The 21,053-nt window shown below is 64.9% G+C and carries 29 protein-coding genes and 1 tRNA gene; 3 read left to right on the forward strand and 27 right to left on the reverse strand.

The genetic code is table 11. The features are described 5' to 3' along the window. Positions 1–86: 86 nt before the first annotated feature. The 26 genes from IL252_RS12345 to IL252_RS12470 all read right to left on the reverse strand — a co-directional run bounded on the left by IL252_RS12345 (position 87) and on the right by IL252_RS12470 (position 16,781). Complete coding sequence (locus IL252_RS12345; protein WP_208628245.1) at positions 87–2,069, reverse strand: PAS domain-containing protein; 1,983 nt, start codon at positions 2,067–2,069, stop codon at positions 87–89. 429 nt (positions 2,070–2,498) lie between these two features. Further along, positions 2,499–4,013 (reverse strand): preprotein translocase subunit SecY, encoded by a 1,515-nt coding sequence (secY, locus tag IL252_RS12350; protein WP_208628246.1) that lies wholly within the window; start codon positions 4,011–4,013, stop codon positions 2,499–2,501. 1 nt (position 4,014) lies between these two features. Further along, a complete protein-coding gene (locus IL252_RS12355) occupies positions 4,015–4,509 on the reverse strand; it encodes an uL15m family ribosomal protein (protein ID WP_208628247.1) in 495 nt (164 codons plus the stop codon). Continuing rightward, entirely contained in the window at positions 4,509–4,973 is a 465-nt protein-coding gene (gene rpmD, locus IL252_RS12360; RefSeq protein WP_153552987.1) for a 50S ribosomal protein L30, read from the reverse strand. The genes IL252_RS12355 and rpmD overlap by 1 nt, the downstream gene beginning before the upstream one ends. After that, positions 4,970–5,602 carry a 30S ribosomal protein S5 gene (locus IL252_RS12365; protein WP_015762804.1) on the reverse strand — a complete coding sequence of 211 codons (633 nt, stop codon included), beginning with the start codon at positions 5,600–5,602 and terminating at the stop codon, positions 4,970–4,972. The genes rpmD and IL252_RS12365 overlap by 4 nt, the downstream gene beginning before the upstream one ends. Then, entirely contained in the window at positions 5,599–6,159 is a 561-nt protein-coding gene (locus IL252_RS12370; protein WP_015762803.1) for a 50S ribosomal protein L18, read from the reverse strand. Before IL252_RS12370 ends, IL252_RS12365 begins: the two co-directional genes overlap by 4 nt. Next, positions 6,159–6,608, reverse strand: a complete 450-nt coding sequence (locus tag IL252_RS12375; RefSeq protein ID WP_153552986.1) for a 50S ribosomal protein L19e — start codon at positions 6,606–6,608, stop codon at positions 6,159–6,161. The genes IL252_RS12370 and IL252_RS12375 overlap by 1 nt, the downstream gene beginning before the upstream one ends. Next, positions 6,605–7,327, reverse strand: a complete 723-nt coding sequence (locus tag IL252_RS12380) for a 50S ribosomal protein L32e (protein ID WP_170093860.1) — start codon at positions 7,325–7,327, stop codon at positions 6,605–6,607. Before IL252_RS12380 ends, IL252_RS12375 begins: the two co-directional genes overlap by 4 nt. Next, entirely contained in the window at positions 7,327–7,863 is a 537-nt protein-coding gene (locus IL252_RS12385) for a 50S ribosomal protein L6 (protein WP_015762800.1), read from the reverse strand. The genes IL252_RS12380 and IL252_RS12385 overlap by 1 nt, the downstream gene beginning before the upstream one ends. Positions 7,864–7,865: 2 nt before the next feature. After that, the gene (locus IL252_RS12390) at positions 7,866–8,258 is read right to left on the reverse strand and encodes a 30S ribosomal protein S8 (protein WP_015762799.1); all 393 of its coding nucleotides are present in this window, start codon (positions 8,256–8,258) and stop codon (positions 7,866–7,868) included. 2 nt (positions 8,259–8,260) lie between these two features. Further along, positions 8,261–8,434, reverse strand: coding sequence for a 30S ribosomal protein S14 (locus IL252_RS12395; protein ID WP_015762798.1), 174 nt, complete (start codon positions 8,432–8,434; stop codon positions 8,261–8,263). Continuing rightward, complete coding sequence (locus IL252_RS12400) at positions 8,431–8,958, reverse strand: 50S ribosomal protein L5 (protein ID WP_208628248.1); 528 nt, start codon at positions 8,956–8,958, stop codon at positions 8,431–8,433. The genes IL252_RS12395 and IL252_RS12400 overlap by 4 nt, the downstream gene beginning before the upstream one ends. Next, positions 8,955–9,701, reverse strand: a complete 747-nt coding sequence (locus IL252_RS12405) for a 30S ribosomal protein S4e (RefSeq protein ID WP_153552983.1) — start codon at positions 9,699–9,701, stop codon at positions 8,955–8,957. The genes IL252_RS12400 and IL252_RS12405 overlap by 4 nt, the downstream gene beginning before the upstream one ends. Beyond that, positions 9,698–10,060 (reverse strand): 50S ribosomal protein L24, encoded by a 363-nt coding sequence (rplX, locus tag IL252_RS12410; protein WP_208628249.1) that lies wholly within the window; start codon positions 10,058–10,060, stop codon positions 9,698–9,700. The genes IL252_RS12405 and rplX overlap by 4 nt, the downstream gene beginning before the upstream one ends. Before the next feature lies 1 nt (position 10,061). After that, positions 10,062–10,460 carry a 50S ribosomal protein L14 gene (locus tag IL252_RS12415; RefSeq protein ID WP_015762794.1) on the reverse strand — a complete coding sequence of 133 codons (399 nt, stop codon included), beginning with the start codon at positions 10,458–10,460 and terminating at the stop codon, positions 10,062–10,064. Continuing rightward, entirely contained in the window at positions 10,460–10,786 is a 327-nt protein-coding gene (locus IL252_RS12420) for a 30S ribosomal protein S17 (RefSeq protein ID WP_015762793.1), read from the reverse strand. Before IL252_RS12420 ends, IL252_RS12415 begins: the two co-directional genes overlap by 1 nt. Beyond that, the gene (locus IL252_RS12425; RefSeq protein WP_049940794.1) at positions 10,777–11,079 is read right to left on the reverse strand and encodes a ribonuclease P protein component 1; all 303 of its coding nucleotides are present in this window, start codon (positions 11,077–11,079) and stop codon (positions 10,777–10,779) included. Before IL252_RS12425 ends, IL252_RS12420 begins: the two co-directional genes overlap by 10 nt. A gap of 67 nt (positions 11,080–11,146) precedes the next feature. Further along, the gene (gene rpmC, locus IL252_RS12430) at positions 11,147–11,353 is read right to left on the reverse strand and encodes a 50S ribosomal protein L29 (protein WP_015762791.1); all 207 of its coding nucleotides are present in this window, start codon (positions 11,351–11,353) and stop codon (positions 11,147–11,149) included. Beyond that, positions 11,350–12,303: a 30S ribosomal protein S3 gene (locus tag IL252_RS12435; RefSeq protein WP_153552980.1), complete on the reverse strand. Its 954-nt coding sequence runs from the start codon at positions 12,301–12,303 to the stop codon at positions 11,350–11,352. The genes rpmC and IL252_RS12435 overlap by 4 nt, the downstream gene beginning before the upstream one ends. Next, positions 12,303–12,764 carry a 50S ribosomal protein L22 gene (locus IL252_RS12440; RefSeq protein WP_015762789.1) on the reverse strand — a complete coding sequence of 154 codons (462 nt, stop codon included), beginning with the start codon at positions 12,762–12,764 and terminating at the stop codon, positions 12,303–12,305. The genes IL252_RS12435 and IL252_RS12440 overlap by 1 nt, the downstream gene beginning before the upstream one ends. 3 nt (positions 12,765–12,767) lie before the next feature. Next, positions 12,768–13,190 carry a 30S ribosomal protein S19 gene (locus tag IL252_RS12445; protein WP_153552979.1) on the reverse strand — a complete coding sequence of 141 codons (423 nt, stop codon included), beginning with the start codon at positions 13,188–13,190 and terminating at the stop codon, positions 12,768–12,770. Further along, positions 13,187–13,909 (reverse strand): 50S ribosomal protein L2, encoded by a 723-nt coding sequence (locus IL252_RS12450; RefSeq protein WP_015762787.1) that lies wholly within the window; start codon positions 13,907–13,909, stop codon positions 13,187–13,189. The genes IL252_RS12445 and IL252_RS12450 overlap by 4 nt, the downstream gene beginning before the upstream one ends. Positions 13,910–13,911: 2 nt before the next feature. Continuing rightward, positions 13,912–14,169 (reverse strand): 50S ribosomal protein L23, encoded by a 258-nt coding sequence (locus IL252_RS12455; protein ID WP_015762786.1) that lies wholly within the window; start codon positions 14,167–14,169, stop codon positions 13,912–13,914. Beyond that, entirely contained in the window at positions 14,166–14,909 is a 744-nt protein-coding gene (gene rpl4p / locus IL252_RS12460) for a 50S ribosomal protein L4 (RefSeq protein WP_153552978.1), read from the reverse strand. Before rpl4p ends, IL252_RS12455 begins: the two co-directional genes overlap by 4 nt. Positions 14,910–14,912: 3 nt before the next feature. After that, entirely contained in the window at positions 14,913–15,929 is a 1,017-nt protein-coding gene (locus tag IL252_RS12465; RefSeq protein WP_018259107.1) for a 50S ribosomal protein L3, read from the reverse strand. A gap of 3 nt (positions 15,930–15,932) precedes the next feature. Further along, a complete protein-coding gene (locus IL252_RS12470; protein WP_208628250.1) occupies positions 15,933–16,781 on the reverse strand; it encodes a putative RNA uridine N3 methyltransferase in 849 nt (282 codons plus the stop codon). A gap of 215 nt (positions 16,782–16,996) precedes the next feature. Between IL252_RS12470 and IL252_RS12475 the strand changes: the two genes are divergently transcribed. Further along, positions 16,997–17,067: transfer RNA gene (locus tag IL252_RS12475), tRNA-Gly, on the forward strand. Positions 17,068–17,446: 379 nt separating this feature from the next. Next, the gene (locus IL252_RS12480; RefSeq protein ID WP_208628251.1) at positions 17,447–18,703 is read left to right on the forward strand and encodes a PAS domain S-box protein; all 1,257 of its coding nucleotides are present in this window, start codon (positions 17,447–17,449) and stop codon (positions 18,701–18,703) included. A gap of 123 nt (positions 18,704–18,826) precedes the next feature. On the opposite strand, the gene IL252_RS12485 is transcribed toward IL252_RS12480, so the two are convergent. Next, positions 18,827–19,486: a DUF4013 domain-containing protein gene (locus IL252_RS12485; protein WP_208628252.1), complete on the reverse strand. Its 660-nt coding sequence runs from the start codon at positions 19,484–19,486 to the stop codon at positions 18,827–18,829. 180 nt (positions 19,487–19,666) lie between these two features. Between IL252_RS12485 and IL252_RS12490 the strand changes: the two genes are divergently transcribed. Then, on the forward strand, positions 19,667–21,025 hold the full coding sequence (locus IL252_RS12490) for an ABC transporter substrate-binding protein (protein WP_208628253.1): 1,359 nt from the start codon (positions 19,667–19,669) through the stop codon (positions 21,023–21,025). Positions 21,026–21,053 lie beyond the last annotated feature (28 nt).

A 21,053-nucleotide genomic window follows, 5' to 3' on the forward strand; every position in this document is an offset into this window, starting at 1 on the left:
CGCCCCTCATACTACCGGCTGTACATCTGTGACCGATTTCGCCACCCCGGGTGGCGAAGATCGTCACGACGTTACAGCCGGCAGTATCACTCACAGTCGAGTTCACAGACCGTCACGTCCGCGAACGTCGCCTCGCACTCGTCGGTCGGAATCGCACCCGAAACGGCGAGTCCGACGTGGATCGGGTCCGACAGCGCGACCGGACGCTGGTCTAGGCGACGCCAGTTCGATCCGTCGAGCGAGACGAGGTAGGTCACCGTGTCGCCGATCCGGTCGATCCGGAGCCACTGCGGTCCCGCGTCGTCGTCGAGCAGATGCCGGCTCGTCTCGCCGCCGGGGTCGGTCCGCCAGAGAATCTCCGTCCCGCGCCCGACCGTCCAGCCGAGGAAGCCGTACGGGTCCTCGGGACCGAGCCCGTCCCGGACCATGAGCCCGCCAGAGCCGTAGTCGTTGACGTGTTCGATGTCGACGAGTCGCGCCTCGATACGGGCGTCGCCCTCGACGGCGGCGTGTGCGAAGTAGTAGTCTCGCTGCTGTCGCTGTGTCCCCGTCGTTCCGGCCAGCGTCCACCAGTTGCTCACGGACTCGACCTCGACGCTGCCGGTCACGTCACCCTCGCCGACCGGATCGCTCTCGGTGAGCGAGTGGTCGGCCCCCGGAACACAGTCCGTCTCCGTGCCGGTGACGACCAGCGGACCACGGATCTCGATGCGCGTCCCCGACTCGTCGCGGTCGGTGACCGTGAGCGACCAGTTGTTGCGCTCGACGATCTCGGAGACGAACGCGAGGCCCGATCCCTGTCCGTCGTTCGGCGTCACGAATCCACTCTCGGTCGCTCGCCCGCAGTCGGCCGACGACGTGGGCGCGTCGTGGGCGACGTAAAAGCCCGCCTGGAGTGCGCCGACGGACACCGTCACGTCCTCGCCGCTGTCTGCCGCGTGTCGGAGGAGGTGCTCGACGATCGGACGGATGCCCCCCATCGACGCGTGGATGAGCGTCTCGTCGGGCACGTGCAACGCTAGCTGTGCGTCGCCGGTCGCGATGAACGACCAGACTTCGTTGACGACGTAGGCCAGATTGACGCTGTTCGTGGCACCGACGTTCGGGGACTTGCCCGCGAGCGTACTGAGGTCGCGAAGTCGCTGTTCCATGCGGTCGTGGGCGCTCTCGATGGCCCGAAACGCGTCGTCGTCGCCCGTCTCGCGAGCGATGCCGAGCTGTCCGTTCGCCGACTGGAGCGTGTCGAGGACCTCCTCGGAGAGAAAAGTCGCGAACTGGTCGAAGCGATCTTCCAGCAGTTCCAGTCGCCGTTCCTGCTGCTTGAGGTCCGTGATCTCGTAGGACAGCCCCAGCAGTCCCTTCACGCTGCCGTCGTCGTCGTGCCACGGGACCTTGGTCGTCCGTGCCCAGTACCGGTTGCCCGGCGGTCCGGGAGCCTCCTCGCGGTCGACGATGCGCTCGCCGTTCTCGATGACCCGCATGTCGTGGTCGTAGAACTGCTCGGCCGACTCGGGATCGTACGCGTACAGCTCCCGGTCGGTCTTCCCGACGACGACCTCCGGGTCGATACCGCCCCACGCCTCCGTCTTCCGGAGGTGCCGACCCTGCTCGTCTTTCACGAACATCGGGATCTCGATCGAGGACAGGAACGACTGGAGCATGTCACTCTCCTCTGCGGTTACCAGCCGATCACGGTACGTTTCGAAGTGGTCCGTGACGATATCACACAGCTCCTCGTCCGACGCCGAAGTCGGCAGGAGCGTCGTCTCTCCGGCACTGGTCACGCCGCTCACGTCGGTCACCGAGCCGTCGAACAGGAGCACGACCGGCAGATACTCGTCGTGGTCTGTGACGGTCCGCCGGAACCCGACGACGCCGTCGCAGTCGGCCGCAAGTACGACACAGCCAACGTCGTCGTGCTCCGAGAGGACAGCCGTGGCCCTGTCTGTCGATTTGGCGACGTACACGCTGTCGGCCACGTCGGCGAGGACCGTTTCGAGCCGCTCACCTCGCGAGGTCGGGGCACCGACGACGAGAACTGCCTTCGGTGGGGAGAGTATCGGGTTCATCGACGCCACGACGTAGTGCCCGTCCCGAGAATACAAAACGTTTGGCAACACGCACCGCAGTGCGAGGGTCCCCGAGGGAATCCATCAATCGGTGTCAAGTGAGTGAATCGGTCTGGGTGAAGAGAGATAGTGCGAGTTCGAATACAGATGCTCGATTTGATACACAAATACACTGTATATAGTTCCAGAATAGAAGTTTGCTGAGATATCGAGAGATATTTGTCTCTGATAACGCCCAGACGCAGACAGAGAGGGAAATAAAGGCCGTAGGTAGATGCAGAACAGATAACTGGTGAGTCTTCTACGACACCGAGCGGGAGGAGAAATTCATCTCGGCAAAGAGGCCTCTACCTCGTCGTGTGAACGGAAAAGGGCGGTCCAGAGACCGCGTCGACGAGGGCGTCGTCGGCCGTGAACGTCGCCGTGTGATTACCCGAACATCTGGCGCATCATCGGGTGCATCTCCATGAGCTGCTCCTCTGCGATCTCCTCGTACAGCTTGTACGTGATCGAGACCGTCAGCAGCAGCCCGGTACCGGAGACGCCCCCGACGGTACCCAGCATGTTCGCCATCACGGCGAGCAGGCCCACGAGGGCACCGCCGATGACGGTGACCTGCGGGATATAGCGTTCGAGCACCTTCTCGACGACGCCGACGTTCTGTCGGAAGCCGGGAATCTGCATCCCGGAGTTGTGGATCTGCTTGGCCGTCGCTTCCGGCCCCATATCGGTGGTCTCCACCCAGAAGATGGCGAAGATCGCACCGCCGACGATCATGAACGTCAGGTCGACGCCGACTCGCAGGAGCACGTTGAGCGCGTCCTGTGTCGAGTAGGCCCACCACATCCAGTCCTGTGGCGCGTAGATCGGCGACAGGTAGTAGAACAGTCCCCCCGTCGGGCTGGCGGGACTCCCCTGTGAGATCGAGTAGACGCCGAGCCACGGCAGTTCCATTCCGAACAGCGAGATGACGCCGTTCTGGCCGGTCTGGGACACCAGAATCCGACCGAGGAACTGGATGTTGGCCTGCAGCGCGCGGACGAGGATCATCGGCAGGACGCTGGCGTAGATGAGCTTCACGGGGAAGCGACCACGCGCGCCCTTGACCCGCGCGTTCGACAGCGGGATCTCGACGCGGACCGACTCGGCGTAGACGACGACCACGAAGATGAGGATCGTCGTCAGCAGCGCGATAATCTGGCCCTCACCGATCAGCAGTTCCTGGAGGCCGTCGGCCTGCAGGACGGGTCCGATCGGGATGTTACCGGTGATGATCTGGAACCAGGTCGGGAAGAACCCGAGTTCGCCCTGGGGGCTCCCGAAGATCGGGTGCGCGAACAGACCACCGATCAACTGCTGGCTGACGCCGGCGATGATGAACAGGCCGATCCCGCTCCCGACCCCCCACTTGGAGATGATCTCGTCCATGTAGAGGATCAGGATGCCACCGACGGCGATCTGGGCGAAGATGAGCCACGAAGTGGCCCCGGCGCTCAGATTCAGCCCGAACAGGTTCACCGACGTGGGTGGCAGGAAGCCACCGGCAAAGACCATCGGCAGCCCCGTGAGGAAGATCATCACGAGTACCAGCAGCTTCTGGAGCCCCTGGTAGAGGATCTGGTCACGGGGGTTGTTCTGCGTGTCGAGTCCGAGCAGGTCGGCACCGCCGAGCAGCTGCAACACGATGCTGGCCGTGACGATCGGCCCGATACCGAGCTGCATGATCGATCCCTGACCGGACGCCAGGATCGACGAGAATCGACCCAGTGGCGCCGAGTCCGACCCGATGTCGAGTCCGAACAGCATCACGTTGGTCAGGAAGAAATACAGCACGAGCACCCCGGCTGTCCAGGCCAGCTTCCGCTTGAAGGGGACGTGCCCCTCCGGCCGGCGGACGGCGGGCATGCGAACGAGGACCGGTTCGGCGGTGTCCTTCCAGCTCATGTTACTCCTCGTCGGTTGCTTCGTCTTCGTCGTCTTCAGCCTTGGCTTCTGCGCGTTCCTCGCCGAGCTCGGTCAGCTCGACGCTCCCACCGGCGGCCTCGACCTTCTCGCGAGCGCCGTCGGAGAAGGCGTCGGCGACCAGTTCGAGCTCGTTTCGGACCTGGCCGGCACCGAGGATCTTCACCGCGTCGGCGTCCTCGTCGACGACCTCGCGGGCGTCGATGCGGTAGCCGCCGTCGGTCTCTTCCGCGACGCCCTCGGCTGCCAGCAGTGCAGCGTCCTCGTCGAGCTCGCGGACCCCGACCTCGGCGATCTCCTCTTTGACCTTCTGGGGTCGTTTGAAGCCGCTCTTGCCGATCGGTTCGTAGTTGTGGAACTCGTGTTTGTCGCGCCCGGCACGACCGCGGCCACCGCGGTGACCGGCACCGCGGCGGTTCTTGTGGGAGCCGCCGCCGTGGGTGCGCGAACCTCGTTGTCGTCGTTTCTTACTCGTCATTATCGCATCGCCTCCAGTAGCTGATCGATCTGCTCGGAGTCGTGCTTCCCGAGCTGGCCGCTCTCGGTGGCGGCGTGTTTGAGCCCGTCGTGGCCGCCACGAGGCGGGTGCAGACGGAGCGTCGGGGAGAGTCCCTCGTCGCGCAGCGTCGTCTCCTCGTCGACGAGGGCCTGCGCGAGCGCACCGAGGTCGTCGTAGTCGGTGTGCTCGGCGATCCACTCGTCGTCGACGTCGGCCGACCCTTCGAGAGGCTCGGCTCGCTTTGCGAGCAGCGTCTCGACGACGTCGACGCTCGGCCGACCGTGGGCGACGAAGTCGTTGACCTTCGTCACCATGCCACGGTAGGTGTCCGTCTCGGGGACCAGCACGCAGTGGTTCACGCCGTGGATGTTGAGCATCTCTAGCGTGTCCGATACCTCCTCGCTCATGTCGACCTCACCGCGGAGCTGAACGAGTGCCTTCATTCGATCACCTCACGCTTCTCGAAGGTGCGTTCGGGCACGCGAGCCTCGGCCGTGTTCTGCAGGGCGTTGAAGGTCGCCTTCGCGAAGTTCACGGTCGTTCGCGTGTTGCCCGACGAGCGGGTCCAGATGTCTTCGATACCGGCGAGTTCGAGCACCTTGCGGACGGTCTCTCCGCCCGCCAGGCCCAGCCCGCGCGGTGCGGGCTGGAGCTCGACCTCGACGCTCCCGGCCTTGCCGGTCGTGCGCAGCGCGACCGTGTGGGGACGGCCACAGCCACACTCCCAGGAACCGCAGCCACGGGAGATGTCGATGAGGTTGAGCTTACCGATCTCGATTGCCTTCTGGATCGCACCGCCGACCTGGTCGTCGCGCCCCTCGGCGTAGCCGACGAGCCCGTCGCGGTTGCCCACGACGACGACACAGCGGAACTTGACCCGGCGTCCGGAGTCGGTCATCCGCTGGACCATGTTGATGTCCAGGACCTCGTCCTCCAGATCGGGGACGAGCTGGTCGACGATCTCCGGTTCCTTGAGCGGCAGGCCGGAGTTCAGCGCCTCCTGCATCGAGTCGATCTCGCCGTTGGCGACCTGTTTGCCCAGCCGCGTTCGTGGGTTCCATCCGTTACTCATAGTTCATCTGCCTCCAGCAGTGTCTCCCGGAGCTCGTCGAAGTGCTCCGGCAGCTCGGTGGCGTCGAAGTCCCGCCCGTAGAGGTCCTCGTCGAGCGACTCGGCGTACTCCGCGATGTGAGAGCCGCGGGTTCGCTGCCAGTCGGCGAGCACACTGTCGTTGTGGGGGATTTCGAGCCCAGCGTCGATTGCACCTTCCTGTACCGCAAAGACCTTGCTGCCCGGCGTCGGGCTGTTGAGCCCGATGTCGAGGACCGCCTCCTCGACGCCGTTCTCGATCGCTCGCAGACCCGCGAGCAGACCGGTGAGGTACGCGGCGGGCAGGTTGCCCGTCGGTGCCTCCCAGCCAAACTCCTGGAGGTCCTGTGACTGTGCTGCAGCGAGGGTCTCGTCTCCGTCGGGGCCGAGCGTCACCAGCTGCGCCCTGACGTGCTTGTTGCTCTTTCGAGCAACGAGACGGGGCTTGCCAGATTTCAACAGGCGCAACCGCTGATGGTAGTCCGTTCGTGCCTCACGGCGGCGCCGCATCGGCACCTTGTATCGTGGTCCTGTTGCCATTATTCGTCACCGTAGTTTGCTTCGACGTATCGTTGCAGGTCGGCGACGCTGTCGAACTCGCCGCCGGCCGCCTGATCGTACAGGTCGCGGTACTGCGAACTGTCGAGTTGGCCGTCGTCGCGCTGCTCTTTGAGCCAGTTTCGCTGGGCTCGGATGCGCGACGACCAGTCTTGTTTCTCGTTTTGCCGTGCGCCGGCTTTCCCCTTCCGGGAACCCGCTCCCTTCTGGTGGCCGTACGCTCGCTTCTCCTGGCGTGCTCGCGCCTGACCGCGCGAGTTGCCCTGGGCGTCTTTCGCCTGAATGGCACCCTCGTCGATCATCTCGCGGACGTCGTCACGCGTGATGGCGTCTGCGAGGTCGGACTGGCGTTCGGGATCGAACCAGACCTTGTTCTCGCCGACGTCGAGGATGTCTGCTGCGAGTCGCTTCTGTGCTGTCAGGTCCGTCATTCGACTTGTACCTCCTCGTAGGTGGGGTTGAGTACGCGGATTCCCTCGTCCTCGGCGACCTCTTCGATGCGCTCGCGCTTGCGAGCGCCGACCTTGGAGGCGATTCGGACGGCTTCGCGGTCACCGTCGACGCCCTCGAGGTCGTCCACGTTGTGGACGCGGACCTCCTCGAAGCCCGACGGGTGCTTGCCTCGCACTGCCTTGGGCGAGCGGAAGCCGGCTTCGACCGTATCGCCCTTGCCCTTGATGCCGCGGCGCTGCTTCGAGAGCTTGCCACGCGGCGCGCGCCAAGAGGTCGGGATCCGCTTTTTCTTGTGGTGATCCTGTGCGTTGAACTGCGGCGTGTTCTCCCGATCGCGCTGGGTGAGCAGCCGTTCTTCCTCGTCGTCGAGGGTCGGAGTCTTGTCGACCAGGCCGCGAGGACGGAGTTCCGTCTCGACGTCCTCGTCGGACTCGTCGGTCTCCTCTTCCTCGACCTCGGCCTCGGTGTCGTCGGCGACTTCGAGGCTGCCGACGTCGGCCTTGATCCGAGCGGCGAGTGCGTTACCGACGCCCGAGACATCTGCGAGCTGGGACTGGTCGGCACCGCGAACGTCGTCGACGGTCTCGAAGCCGGCCTCGCGGAGGGCCTCCGCTTTCGAGTCGCCGACGCCGCTGATGTCGGTCAGTTCGGTGAGTTCGTCGTCGCCCTGCTCGGTTGCGTCTTCGTCGTCTACCATCAGGCGTCACCTCGGTTCGGCTTGTTCGTGATGTACACGCCGTCCTGGAACACGCGGACGTCCTTGTCGTTGACGCGTGTGAGCTGTTCGATGTCTGCGGCTGTCTGGCCCACGGCCTCGATGTCCGGGCCGGAGAGGGTGAGTTCCTCCCCGTCGACGGACACGTCGGTGTCGCCGTGGATGGGAGCGCGTCGGGGCGCTCGCTCGCCGAGGAAGTTCTCGATGACGACGTCACCGTCTTCGACTTCGACCTGCATCGGGAAGTGAGAGTAGAAGACTTCCATCTCGTACTCCCAGCCCTCCGTGACGCCGTGGAACATGTTCTCGACGTGGCTCTCGAACGTCCCGATCGTCGAGCGCGTCTTCGCGTCCGACTCCTCGGAGGCGATGACGACGCTACCGTCCTGCACGGAGACGTCGATGTCCGGATACCAGAGTCGCCGTGTGACGGAGCCGTTGGGCCCCTCGACCGTGAGGTCGAGGTGGTCCTGCTCCGCGCTTGCCTCGTCTGGAATTGCGAGTGTTACTTCTGGCATTGTTAGTAGACGTATGCGATGACCTGGCCACCGATGCCCTCTTCGCGGGCCTCGTAGTGGCTCATGATGCCGTGGCTGGTGGTCACGACGAGCGTCCCGTAGTCACGGGCGGGGAGGAAGCGTTTCTCCCACTTTTCGAACTCGTCTGCGCCCGCCGTGTAGCGGGGCTTGACCGGGCCACATTCGTTGATGGCACCTTTCAGTTCGATCTCGAAGGAGCCGGCTTTACCGTCGTCGACGAACTGGAAGCCGTCGATGTACCCGCGGTCGTAGAAGACCTCGAGTACGCTGCCGATCTCGTTCGAAGCGGGCTGTACTGTCTGTTCGAGGTGGCCGACGCTCTCGGCGTTGTCGAGCGCCGACAGCGCGTTGGCGAGTGGGTCGTTTCCTGTCATAGTTAGCTGTACTTCTTGAATCCCATGCCCCGAGAGATCTCTCGGAAGCACTGGCGACACAGCCAGATGTCGTACTTGCCGACGAGACCCTGCTCGCGACCGCATCGCTGGCACGCCTCGAGCTGTCCGGTCGGGACCGATTCCTCGGCCTCTGTTTCTGATTCGCTTTCGCTCATTCGCTCACCTCCACGTCGAAGGTCGACTCGACGTAGGCAGCGGCGTCGTCGGCGTCGAGTCGATGGCTGGACGGGATCGAGCGCGAGGCCTTGTCGCGCTTGGCCACGCGGTAGCCGGGGCGGACGAGGTTGACCGTCACGTCCAGCCCGTAGATCCCGATCTGTGGGTCGTACTCCTGACTCGGGAAGTCGGTGTGTTCTGCGACACCGAAGCTGAAGTTGCCGGTGTCGTCGAACTGCGAAACTGACAGCTCCGTCAGCGGGAGCGCAGTTTCGAGGAACTCCTGGGCGTCGTCGGACCGCAGGGTCACCTTCGCACCGATCGGGTCGCCCTGGCGGATCTCGAACTCGCCGACGGTGTTCTGTGCGACCGTCCGGACCGGCTGCTGGCCCGCGATCTCGGCGAGGATCTCCTCGCCTTCCTGGAGTTCACGACCACCCTGGCCGACGCCCATGTGGACGACGACCTTCTCGACGCGAGGCTCGCGCATCTCGTGGAAGCCAGCGTCGGTCTCGGAGCTCATTCGTCGTCACCTCCGTCGGGGTCCTGTGCCGCCGCGTCCTCGGCGTCCTCGTCGACGAAGTTCTCGTCGATGACGACGACGTACTCTTCGACGGTCTCGAAGCCGTCGCCGTCGGTCTGCTCGACGAGCACGTTGTTCGAGGAGCTGCCCGGTGTGACCTGGATCTCGTCGATCTCACCGATCTCACCGGCGTGTGCGCCGTCGACGGCGGTGACGAGCGCGCCCGCTTCGTACTCGAAGTGAGCGACGACCTCGTCGTCGTCGTTGCCGACGACGATGGAGTCGCCACCGTCGTAGTCGGTGTCTTCCTCGACCAGGAGCGTCTGGCCGTCGTGCAGCGTCAGCTGGATCTGATCGCCGCTGACCGCTCGCTTGCCGACGATCTTGCCCAGCTTGGACTGCGCGCTGTCCTCGTCGATGGGGGTCAGCGCCAGCCGACCGCCCTCGCCGGGGAACACGCGGTAGTACTCGTCTCGCTCGACGAACGCCAGGATGTCGAACATCCCGACCGGGCGTTCCTCGTCGGAGACGGCCTTGCCGTTGATCAGGACACTGTCGTTGTTGAGAGCGTAGCGGGCTTCCTTCCGGGAGTCCGCGTAGCCCAGCACGTCCCGCAGGACGATCAGGAGGGGGACTCCTGCTTCGCCGTGGGGACCAGCGTCTGCCTTTACGGTGAACGTCTCGGTCTTGCGCTCGACCGGCCAACTCTTCGGGACCGATAGTCGTTTCTGATGGTTGCTCATGCGCTGTCCTCCTCGGATTCGAGGCGCGCCTCGCGGCGGTCGTCGTCGAGGTCCAGCTCCGTGACGCGAACGTTGCTCGCGTCGAGCGGGCGTGGAACGTCCTCGCCGTCGGCTGCCGCGACGGTCACGTCCTCGACGTAGATAGCGGCGTCGTCGAGGTCGACCTCGACGACTTCGCCCTCTTCGCCGGCGTAGTCGCCGCGCAGCACTTCGACGGTGTCGCCCGCGTTGACGCGAACAGATCGCTGGTCGTACTCCTCGCGGAGGTCGTCGGCCAGCGTCGATCGCACCTGCTTTTGCTTCTCGTGAAGCGGGGCACGCCGTGCGTTCTTGCGCTGTTTGGATGGTTGTCGTGTCATGCTATACGATCATCGTCGCTGTGCTCGCGATGGAGCCGAATCGTTCGGCGACCTCGCGAGCGATCGGGCCCTTGATCTCCGAGCCCTGGGGTTCTTCGTTCTCGTTGATGATGACGGCCGCGTTGTCTTCGAACTTGACGCGGGTGCCGTCCGGACGGCGGATCGGCTTGCGCTGGCGGACCACGACGGCCTCCAGCACCTGCCGACGCATCTCCGGCGTCCCTTTCGTGACCGAGACGGTGATCTTGTCACCGAGCCCGGCCTTCGGATGACGGTTCTTCGTCCCGGAGTAGCCCGAGACGCTGATGACTCGCAGCTCGCGTGCGCCCGTGTTGTCGGCACACGTGATCAGCGAGCCCTTCTCGAGACCCTGTGTGACGTCTGCTTTCAGGGCCTCCATCAGTCGTCACCCTCCTCGATTGCAACGACAACGTGGCTTTTCGTCTTCGAGAGCGGTCGACACTCTGCGATCGTGACCGTGTCGCCGACCGCGAGGTCGAGACAGTCGGGTGCGTGAGCCGGTACGCGGCTGCGTCGCTTCATCAGCCGGTCGTACTTGGGCACCTTCACGTCGTACTCGCGTTCGACGACGACGGTCTTCTCCATGTCAGTGGACGCGACCTCGCCTTCGATCGTCTGCCCGCGGACACTCAGTGTGCCGTGGAACGGGCAGTTATCGTCGGCACAGGCCTCGTCCGGTTCCTGTACGTTCAGTCCTAGCGCCATTTGGAATCACCTGTCGCTTCCGTGCGTCGAGCGGGGCGGGCGACGAGGTTCGAACCGCGAACCCGGACCGAGCGCGACTCGGAGTCGCCCTCGGCCGGGAGGTCGAACCGGAACGTCGCCGCGTCCTTCGGCACGTGCCACACCCGATCGGTCCCCTCGACACCCAGCGTCTTCGTCGTCTCGGTGACGACGGTCCCGGCGATACCGATCGCGTCGGGATTTGCCGCTGCGACGACCTCGACGTCGAGGCCGGCGAGTTCGTGTCGTGGGAGCGTTTCGGGTGTCAGTGGCATCATTCGGAGTCCTCTTCGTCCGCAGCGTCGCACGTCTCACGGTTCACACCGTTCGACCCGTCGGACCTCATTCGAGGTCCCCTTCTTCGGTCTGGATCGTCTTGATCCGGGCGATGGCCTTCCGCAGCTCGCCGATGCGACCCGGATTCTCGGGTGCCCCACCCGCCGCCTGAACGGCGCGGGCGTTGAGCAGTTCCGTCTTGAGGTCCTCGAGTTCCGACTCGCGCTCGGCGGCCGTCATGTCGCGGACCTCCTCGACGTGGATGACGGTCATTCGTCGTCACCCTCCTCGCTGTCTGCGGACGAGTCTGAATCGTCCATCTCGTCCATGAGTTCTTCCGCCTCGGCGGCGGTGTCCTCGTCGAGGTCCTCCTCGATGGACTCCTCGACGTCGTCGATGTCGACGTCTGCGTCCTCGTCGGAGGGCGTCTCGACCTCGTCGAACTCGTCGGCCGCTTCCTCGACGACTTCCTCGTCGACGTCTTCGACGAGTTCGTCCTCGTCTGCGTCCTCGTCGGCGGGGGCCTGCGCGCCGTGCTCGGCGGCAGCGTCCTCGCCTTCGGGCTCGCCTTCGAGGAGTTCCTCGACGGACTCGCCGTCGGTGTCGGCGACGTAGTCCTCGACCTCAACGTCCTCGTAGATCTCGAAGTCGTCGGGGAGTTCCGCCTCAGGCGGGATGATCTTCACTCGGACACCGATGGTGCCGAGTTTCATCACGGCGACGCCGACGCCGCTGTCGACGATGTTCTCCGCGGGCTCACCGTTGTGCTTGATGTAGCCGCGGTTGAACTTCTCCACGCGCGAGCGTGCGCCCGTGACCTTCCCGGAGAGGACGATCTCTGCGCCCTTCGCGCCTGCTTCCATGATCCGGTCGATCGTGGTGTGACCGGCCTTTCGGAAGTACCAGCCGCGTTCGAGGGCGTTGCCCAGACGGTCCGCGACGATGCGGGCGTTGAGGTCTGGCTCCTCGACTTCCTGGACGTCGACCTGCGGATCTTCGAGGCCGAACTCCTCTTCGAGGGTGGTGGTGATCTTCCGGATGTTCTTCCCACCCTTGCCGATCACCATACCGGGTTTCTCGGCTTTGAGCACGATCTGGGTCCCCATCGGCGTCTTGGCGACGTCCATGCCGCCGTAGCCGGCACGACCGAGTTCGTCTGCGAAGAACTCGTCGATCTGGGTCCGCTGAAGTCCGTCTTCGATGAACTGCTGTTCGTCTGCCATTATTCGTCGACCTCCTCTAAGATCAGTTCGACGTCGACCTGCGGACTGTTCCAGGCAGATGCCCGGCCCATCGCGCGGGGCTGGCGACCCTGCTGTTCGCCGACCTTGTGGGCGGCGACGTGCATGATCTCCATGGACCCACCGTCGAAGCCCTGGTGGTCTGCGTTCCCGACCGCGTTTTCGAGCAGGTCGAGGAACGCTTCGCTGGCCTTCTCGGGGTAGCGACCGGCGTCCCAGCCGTCGATGTCGTTCCGGTGGCCGACGCCCGAGTTGTGGGACTTGAACGGGACCGACTGCTTCTCCGCGATCACGTCTTCGAGGTACGCGATCGCGTCGTCGGCCGTCATGCCCTTGATCTCCCGAGCGATAGCCTTGCTGTGCTTGTGGCTCATCTGCCGCTCCCGGAGCATCGCTTTTGCCGTCGTGTCCGGGTCGGCGTCGACTGAGTAGCTGATTCCCATGATTTACTTGAGCGGTACGAACTTCGAGGAGCGGGTCGCCCCGATGCCGGCCTGACCGTGTTCAACCGACTTCCGAGTGAGCTGGAACTCGCCGAGATAGTGACCGATCATCTCGGGCTCGACCTGCACGCGCTCGAAGCTCTGCCCGTTGTGGACGGCGAAGGTCAGATCGACGAACTCCGGCAGGATCGGCATATCCCGCAGGTGGGTTCGGATCGGGTTGTTCGCCGTCTCCTCGGGCTCTGCGTCGCGGGCCTTCTCGAGCAGCTTCTGTTGCTCGTCGGTCAGACCGCGTGTGATACTTCGCCGCTGGCGAGCGGGGAGCAGTTCCGCAACCTCGTCGAGCGACAGCTCCTGCAGCTCGTCGAGCGTGTGGCCACGATAGGTGAAGTCACCCTCCTGGCCAGTCTGATATCCTGAACTCATTCGTTGCCACCTCGACCGGTTCGCTTCGAGGAAATGTCCCCGACCTTCCGACCAGGCGGGGCGTTACGCGAGATGGACTTGGGCTTGCCGGGGTGCTGTCGGCCGCCGCCACCGAACGGGTGGTCGACGGCGTTCATCGCGACACCGCGGACGTTGGGCCACTTGGTCCCTCGCGCTTTCATCTTGTGGTGCTTGTTGCCGGCTTTGACCATCGGCTTCTCGGTGCGACCGCCACCGGCGACGACGCCGATGGTGGCACGACACTGCGGGTCGAGCCGCTTGACCGCTCCCGAGGGGAGCTTCACGACCGCGACGTTGCGGTCGTGGGTCATCAGCTGTGCGCTGACGCCGGAGGCCCGGGCGAAGCGACCGCCGTCGCCCTGGTTGGCCTCGACGTTGCACACCGGGACCCCTTCCGGGATCTCGGCCAGCGGGAGGGTGTTGCCGGGCTCGATCGCCGCGGAGACACCCACCTGCATCCGATCGCCGACGCCCACGCCCTCGGGCGCGAGCACGAGCCGGCGATCGCCGTCCTCGAACTCGACGGCCGCGACGGGTGCCGAGCGGGCGGGATCGTGCTCGATGTCGACGACCGTGCCGGAGACGACGTCGCCGTCTTCGACGTTACGGTGCTGCAGGTCTGCCTTGTAGCGGTGCGAGGGAGCCCGGAACGTGGACGTCCCGCGACCGCGTCGTTGTCCCTGAATTCGTCGTCCCATCGTTAGAACACCCCGATCCTGGAGGCGACTTCCTGGGCGTCGTCGTCCTCGGAGAGGCGAACGACGGCCTTCTTTTCGCCGTCCATCGTGTTCTGCGTCGTGACCGCTTCGACGGTGACGTCGTACTGCTGTTCGACCGCGTCGGCGACTTCGGGCTTCGAGGCCGCGGAGTCGACGGCGAACTGCAGCTTGTTCTGGAAGTCCATGTCGTTCATGGCCTTCTCGGTCACGTGCGGATACTTGATCACGTCCCACGTCATCGCTCGGCCACCTCCTCGAGTGCGCTCTCTGTCCAGATCGTGAGCCGACCGGGGGCCGTCCCCGGTGCGAGGTCCTCTGCGTTGACCTCGCGCGCGGTGGTCACGTCGGCACCGGCGAGGTTTCGAGCCGCCTTCGACGGCTCCTCGCTGGTGACGAACAGAATCGAGGACGGTCGGCGGTACTTCCGCCCGCGGGCGGAGCCCTTGCCGGCCTTGATCTTCGTGTCGTCGGCGCGCTCGATGTCGGCGTGAACGCCGAGGGATTCGAGCGTGTCGACGACGGCCTGGGTCTTCTGGAGGTCCTCGAAGGAATCGTCGACGACAAGCGGGAGTTCGAGATCGTCGTCGAACTCGTGACCGCGCTCGGCGACGAGTTCGCTGTCGGCCGTCGCGGCGATGGCCGAGCGCGTCGCGAGCTTGCGCTCCTTGTCGTTGATCGTCAGCGATCGGTCCTTCTCGGCCTTCGGCGGGTGGGCCGGTCGGCCCCCAACTGCCTGGGGGACGCGCCGTGCCTGGCCACCCTCTCGGGGAACGTGGGCCATCCCGCGACCGCTGCCGAACGACTCGGCAGGCGTTCGCAGTCCCGCGTACTCGTCGGACCCGTAGTCCTGCTTCCGGTTTGCCTGTTGGGCACGCACTGCACTGGCGATGAGATCGGGTCGGACCGTGGTCTCGAAGACCGCCGGCAGATCGACCTCGTCGCCTGCGTTACCGTCCAGGTCGTAGATTGTTGCCTGCATGTGTTATCCCTGATTCGACTGCGTCGAGACGAAGCGCACCTCTGGGTCGAGGCGCGGCTGGTCGTTCGGACGCACTGCCGGTCGGAAGCGCACGAGGCGCTGGTCCGGACCGGGAACCGAGCCCTTGACGAGCGTGTACGGCCCGTCGACTTCGCCGTAGTTGACGAAGCCGCCGTCGACGCTGGCGTCGTCGCCGTCGCCGATGTCGATGAGGCGCTTGTTGAGCTCGGTTCGCTGGTGGTAGCCGGTCTGGCCCTGCTGGGGCACCGTCGAGCGGACCCGGGAGGGGTTCCACGGACCGAGGTTGCCGATCCGTCGTCGCCAGCCCTGGCGGGCGTGCTTGCCCTTCCGCTTCTGGACGCCCCATCGCTTGACGGGGCCCTGGGTGCCTTTCCCCTTCGTGACGGCCGCGATGTCGGTGTACTCACCGGCGCGGAACACGTCGTTCATGGCGTGTTCGCCGCCGTCGTCGACCAGTTCGAGCGCGTGCTCGAATCGGTCGCTCAGCGAGCCACCGCCGACTCGCGTCTCCATCACGTCGGGCTTTTTCTTGGGCACGTTGGCCAGTTCGTCGGGGACCGTGTGCGTGACGACGCGCACGTCCGCGATGTCACCGGCGTCGAGTGCGTCGCGTACCTGTTCCTCTGCGGCATCGGCGTCGTGGCCCTCGGGAAGGTCCAGAGCGCGATCGAGTTCCGAGTGGAACTCGTCGGTCCAGACTTCCGTGAGCGGACGCTTGCCGTACGGCGTGTCTTCGTAGGCTCGGACTGCCACGGCGCGCACTGGCGGCGTCTCCACGACCGTCACCGGGACGGTCTCTTCCATCCCCTCGCGTGGGGAGTTGGGTTCGTCGTTGACGAGAGTGACGTGTGTCATTCCCGCCTTGTAGCCGGCGAACCCCTGGAGACCAGCCTGGCCGTCGTCGGACGGCCAGCTGTTGAAGCGCGGCGTTTCGTTCGCCGCTCGCGTACGCGGGCCGTAGCCCAGCGAGCCTTTGCGTGGTCTGCTTGGTTGTGGCATGGTCTACTCCGTGAGGGTCAGCGAAGCGAGGGTGGCGAACATCGCTTCTTCGGTTCGCACGACCTCGCTTCCCTGGTTTGGAACCGTATTCAGCCAAAGGTCGAACCCGGCGTCGTCGTCACCTGTGCCGTCTGGGACGGCGTCGTCCGGGTCCAATCCGAATATCGCTGGCAACCCGCGCTCCGGAGCGCCGAAGGCCACTGTCATGTGGCCCGCGTCGGTCCGGCGCTCGACCAGTTGGCCGAGCCGGTCGACGCCGAGTTCCTCACCATGCCGCGATGCGGCGATGGCGAACCCGGCGTCGGACCGTTCGAGTGCCGTATCCACGTCCGCGGTGTCGACGACGTACCCGGTGAGGGGCTCGTCGACGAGCTTTGCGCGGACTGGCCGTCGCGAAGAGACCCTGACGGTGACGCGCTCCCCCTCACCGGGCACTTCCATCGCGGAAGGTACCGGGAGAGAGATCGGGTGTTGCAGTCCGCAATTGACCCGAACGCGCCCATCAGCTCCGACCTCGGTCACGATTCCCTGTCTTAACGACCCCGAACCCTCGGATCCGGAGCCGGTCTGTGAGCGGACGCGGAGCGGCGGCAAGACGCCGACGTACTCCAGTTCGTCCCGCTTGCCCCAGACCTCCTTTCGGAGGTACGGCGGCGTCGCGGCGTACCGCAAGACGGTTTCGACGAACCCGTCTTCCCACTTCCCCGCTCCCGCTGGATCGGGGAAGACCGTCAGCCGATCGGCCCGGAACACGACGGCCGCGCGGGCCACGTATCCCAGCTTGCGAGTCGCCTCGCGTCTGTCCTCGGCTTCCCGGACGAGGGAAGACGGCACGAGTACGCTAGTCGTCATACCGAAACGCTTCCACGTCGCGCCACTAGACTGTGCCGATTACTCCCCCAGCCATCCTTAAAAAGAGTCCGCTTCACGCGCGCGATGAGAAGCGTTCACACGGCCCTAGATGGCCTGTACGTGGTATTCTCTCACTCGGGTCGCCCTCCCACGGTTTTGGCTCCGATTCGGAAGGCTTTTATCCTTCACCCCCACCAAATCAAAATGCACTCACCGCGGTGGTAGTGTAGTGGTATCACAGGACCCTGCCACGGTCCTAACGGGGGTTCAAATCCCCCCCACCGCATTGTTCTGGCGCGAACAAACTCGTGAGCGCCAGCAATCGGGACAAGGGGTTTGAACCACAGCAGTCGCGCGCAACGAAGTGAGCACGTCTGCTCCGGGTTCAAATTCCCCCACCGCACTCCTCTCGAACGCTATACAGCGAGCGACCGCTGTGCGTGTGCTCGTCTCGCGTAATCGCTACTGCTGTAGGGGAGAGATTCGAGCCCCGAAAGTAGACATCGAATGTCGTCTTTCGAGTGGCATCTCTCACCACACGTCGCACGGACGTGGCCGGCGAGTGCCCGCCGCGTGCGGCCCGCAGACGCGGGTGCTGCTGCCACCGTCGAGCGGAGACTGTTGTTCGGAACCTCTTTACACGACTGTTTTTTAGGCTTGCCTAAATGAGTCGGAGCGCAGAGCAACTCGTCGGCGCGCTGTTCAACGTCCTCGGGTCCGAGGGCTACACCGAGGTCCAGCAGCTCTTGCTGAGCACGTACCAGTCTAACGCCTCGACGGATCGCGACGAGCTGGTCGATCAGCTCGTCGTCGACCTCGTCACCGTCCTCCGGGAACACCTGAGCACCGAGGAGGAGATCGAGGTCCTCACCACGACGATCGAGTATCTGGTGAGTCGGTTCGTCTCCGTCGTCGAGGTCGCACCAGTCGCGATCGTCGTCGTCGACAGCGAGGGCGCGATACAGCTGTGGAACGCGGGTGCCGAGTCGATGTTCGGCTGGACGGAGTCCGAAGTCGTGGGTCGGCCCTACCTCCAGACCGTGGCCGACACCCCAGAGACCGTCGAGTCGTGGTGTCGTCGGCTCGAAGCGGGCGAACAGTTCACCGGCGTCGAAACGCGGCACCGCGACAGCGACGGCGCGATACTGGACGTTCGAGTGTGGGCGGGGCCGCTGTACACCAGCGACGACCAGTTCACGGGCGCGACGTTCGTCACGACCGACATCACCGAACAGAAGACGCGCGAGCAACGGCTCAGCGTGCTCAATCGAGTGTTGCGACACAACATCCGAAACGACGTGACCGTGATGCGGGGCCACCTCGAAGTGCTCGCCGAAGCAGTGCCCGAAGAAAGCGATCACGTCAACGCGATCGAGCGCCGGATCGACAATATCACGGAGCTCAGTGAGAGGGCGCGCCACATCGAGCAGTTGCGTGACTGTGGCAGTGAGGAGGACTGGACCACGTTCGAGCTGTCGTCGATACTGGACGACAACAGAGAGCGACTGGAACTCGATTGGCCGACGGCAACGGTCACGACGACGGGGCCGACCGCGACCGTCGTCAGGGGCCACGAACTGCTCCCGTACGCGGTCGAGAACCTGCTCGAGAACGCGGTCGAGCACAACGACGGCGACGATCCCAGCGTCCACGTCGAGGTGTCCCGAAAGCCGCGGGATCCAGCACACGACGTGTCACTGGCGATCGCGGACGACGGCCCCGGACTCCCCGCTGTCGAACGAGATGTGCTGACACAGGACACCGAGCGCGCGCTCTCACACAGTAGTGGGATGGGGCTGTGGCTGACCCGATGGATCGTCCGTAGTTCCGGTGGAGACCTCCACGTCGAAGAGAGTCGGTTCGGCGGGACGCGTGTCGTCGTCGGATTGCACCAGCCGGCGGATATCGAGGGTCCAGAGTGAGGCGACGGACAGGCTGCTGCCGTTCGCAGACTCGTCCCCGAGCGACCCCGAGAGCGGGGCCGTGGCGGCGTCGGCCCAGACCTGTTCACTATAGAGAAATCCCCTGTCGTCGTGTGTCGGCGATCAGCGTCGGCGTGCGCGGGCGATCGCACGCCCCCACAGGTACGTGGCGACGAGGAATCCGTATGCGAAGACGAACGTCCCGAGGAGCGGCCCGACACGGGAGAACGTGAGGAGCGACCCCCCGATACCGAGCGTGACAGTGAGCGCGACGAACCCGAGCGTCCAGCCGAAGAAGTACGCGCCGTGGCCACCGATCGACCGAAACGGCGCGATCGAGAACGCCTCCCGAAGCGACCCCGTCTGGCCGTACACCGTCAGCGCGATCGGGAGCAAGTAGAGCCCCAGCAGGCCGACGAACAGCGTCGCCGTCGAACCGGCGAGGATGCGACCGGTCGGAAGGTCGCCCGCGCTGGCGTCCAGCGTGACGACGCCGTACACGGTCACGAGCAGGGCAGCGAGGGGCAGTCCGAGGAAGAACACACAGAGGACCGACCCGCCGACGGACTGCCGGAGGAGCGTTCGACCGTCCGCGAGAAACGGGGGAAGAGCGTCACCGCGTTCGCTGGCCGTCAGGGCACGGACGACGTAGCCGACGACCGGGAGCAGTGGGACGACTGGGACGACGAACGAGAGAGCGAGCGACAGCCACACGGCGAGCAGCGGCCGCTCACGCGCGTCGCCGGCGATGGGGTACGTTGCGGCGGTCGTCGAAGGGCGCATGGGTACGATCACCGTGTGGACCGCCGTATGCCCATCGGTCTTCGATCGTTCGAGCGAACTACCGACACACAATTTGTTCTCCATGGTGAACAGAACTAAGTGGAAAAATCTCAGTAAGAATAGTTTCGTTCAGAGGGACAGTTATATATGGCAATCGATCATTCCCTATCATGGAGTACCATGACTGACGATAGTGACCGACTTTCGCGGCGGCGGTTCGTTGAAGCGACAGGAGCGGCAACACTGATCGGCCTCGCTGGCTGTAGCGGGGACGGCGGTGGTGACGGCGGCGACGGCGGCGACGGCGGCAGTGAGAACACCGACGGCAGTGACGGCGGCGATGGCGGCGATGGCGGCGACAGCAGCGGGGAGCCACTCGAAGTGCTGCACGGCTGGACCGGCGGCGACGGTGCAGCGGCGGCCGAGGCACTCGTCGAGGCGTTCGAAGAGGAATACCCCGACATGGAACACGAGTTCAACCCCATCGGTGGGGGCGGGAACCAGAACCTCGACGCAGTCGTCGCCAACCGGCTGCAGAACAACAACCCACCGAGTTCCTTCGCCAACTGGCCCGGCAAGAACCTCCAGCGCTACGAGGGCGTGCTGGGCGAGGCCGACAGCGTGTGGGAAGACGAGGGCTTCGAGGACGTGATGGTCCAGGAAGCAGTCGAGCTCCACCAGTACAACGGTGCGTTCCGAGCCGTGCCGCTGGGTTCCCACCGACTGAACTGCCTGTTCTACAACACCTCGGTCGTCGAGGAGGCGGGCGTCGATCCCGATTCGCTGACCAGCGTCTCGGCCCTGATCGACGCACTGGAGACGGTCGCGACCGAGACCGACGCGGTGCCGATGACCCACGGTATGAGTGGGACCTGGACGACGACCCAGCTGTGGGCGTCGACCATGCTCGGCAAGGAAGGATACGACGCGTACATGAACTTCATCGAGGGCAGTCCCGACGAGGCCGCCGTTCAGTCGGCCTTCGAGTCGGTCGCCGAGATCCTCGAGAACTACATCAACGACGACGCGTCCTCGATCGGTCTGACGGAGTCCAACCAGAACATCATCGAGGGCAACGCTGCCTTCATCCACCAGGGTAACTGGGCGGCCGGTGCCTTCCGCAACGCCGAGGACTTCGAGTACGACGAGGACTGGGGCTTCAAGACGTTCCCCGGCTCCGAGGGAATGTACATGCTCCACTTCGACTCGTTCCTCTACCCGTCGAACAACCCGACCCCGGAGAAGACGGACAAGTTCATGGCCTTCGCCGGGAGCGAGGCCGCACAGGTCGCGTTCAACCAGTACAAGGGATCGATCCCGACCCGGACGGACGTGGACATGAGCGCGTTCGGTCCGTACCTCCAGGAGACCCAGGAGGACTTCGCCAACGCCGAGGAGCGGCCCCCGAACCTCCAGCACGGTCTGGGCGTCGACTCCGAGACGATGTCGACGCTGAACGACGTGATCTCCAGCGAGTTCTCGGGACCGTACAACGTCGAGGCGGCGACCAGCGGCTTCATCGACGCGGTTTCCAACTGATCCCGGTCCAATGAGCGACCGGATTTCG

This window comes from Halomicrobium sp. IBSBa, assembly GCF_017612575.1.
Lineage (GTDB): Archaea > Halobacteriota > Halobacteria > Halobacteriales > Haloarculaceae > Halomicrobium.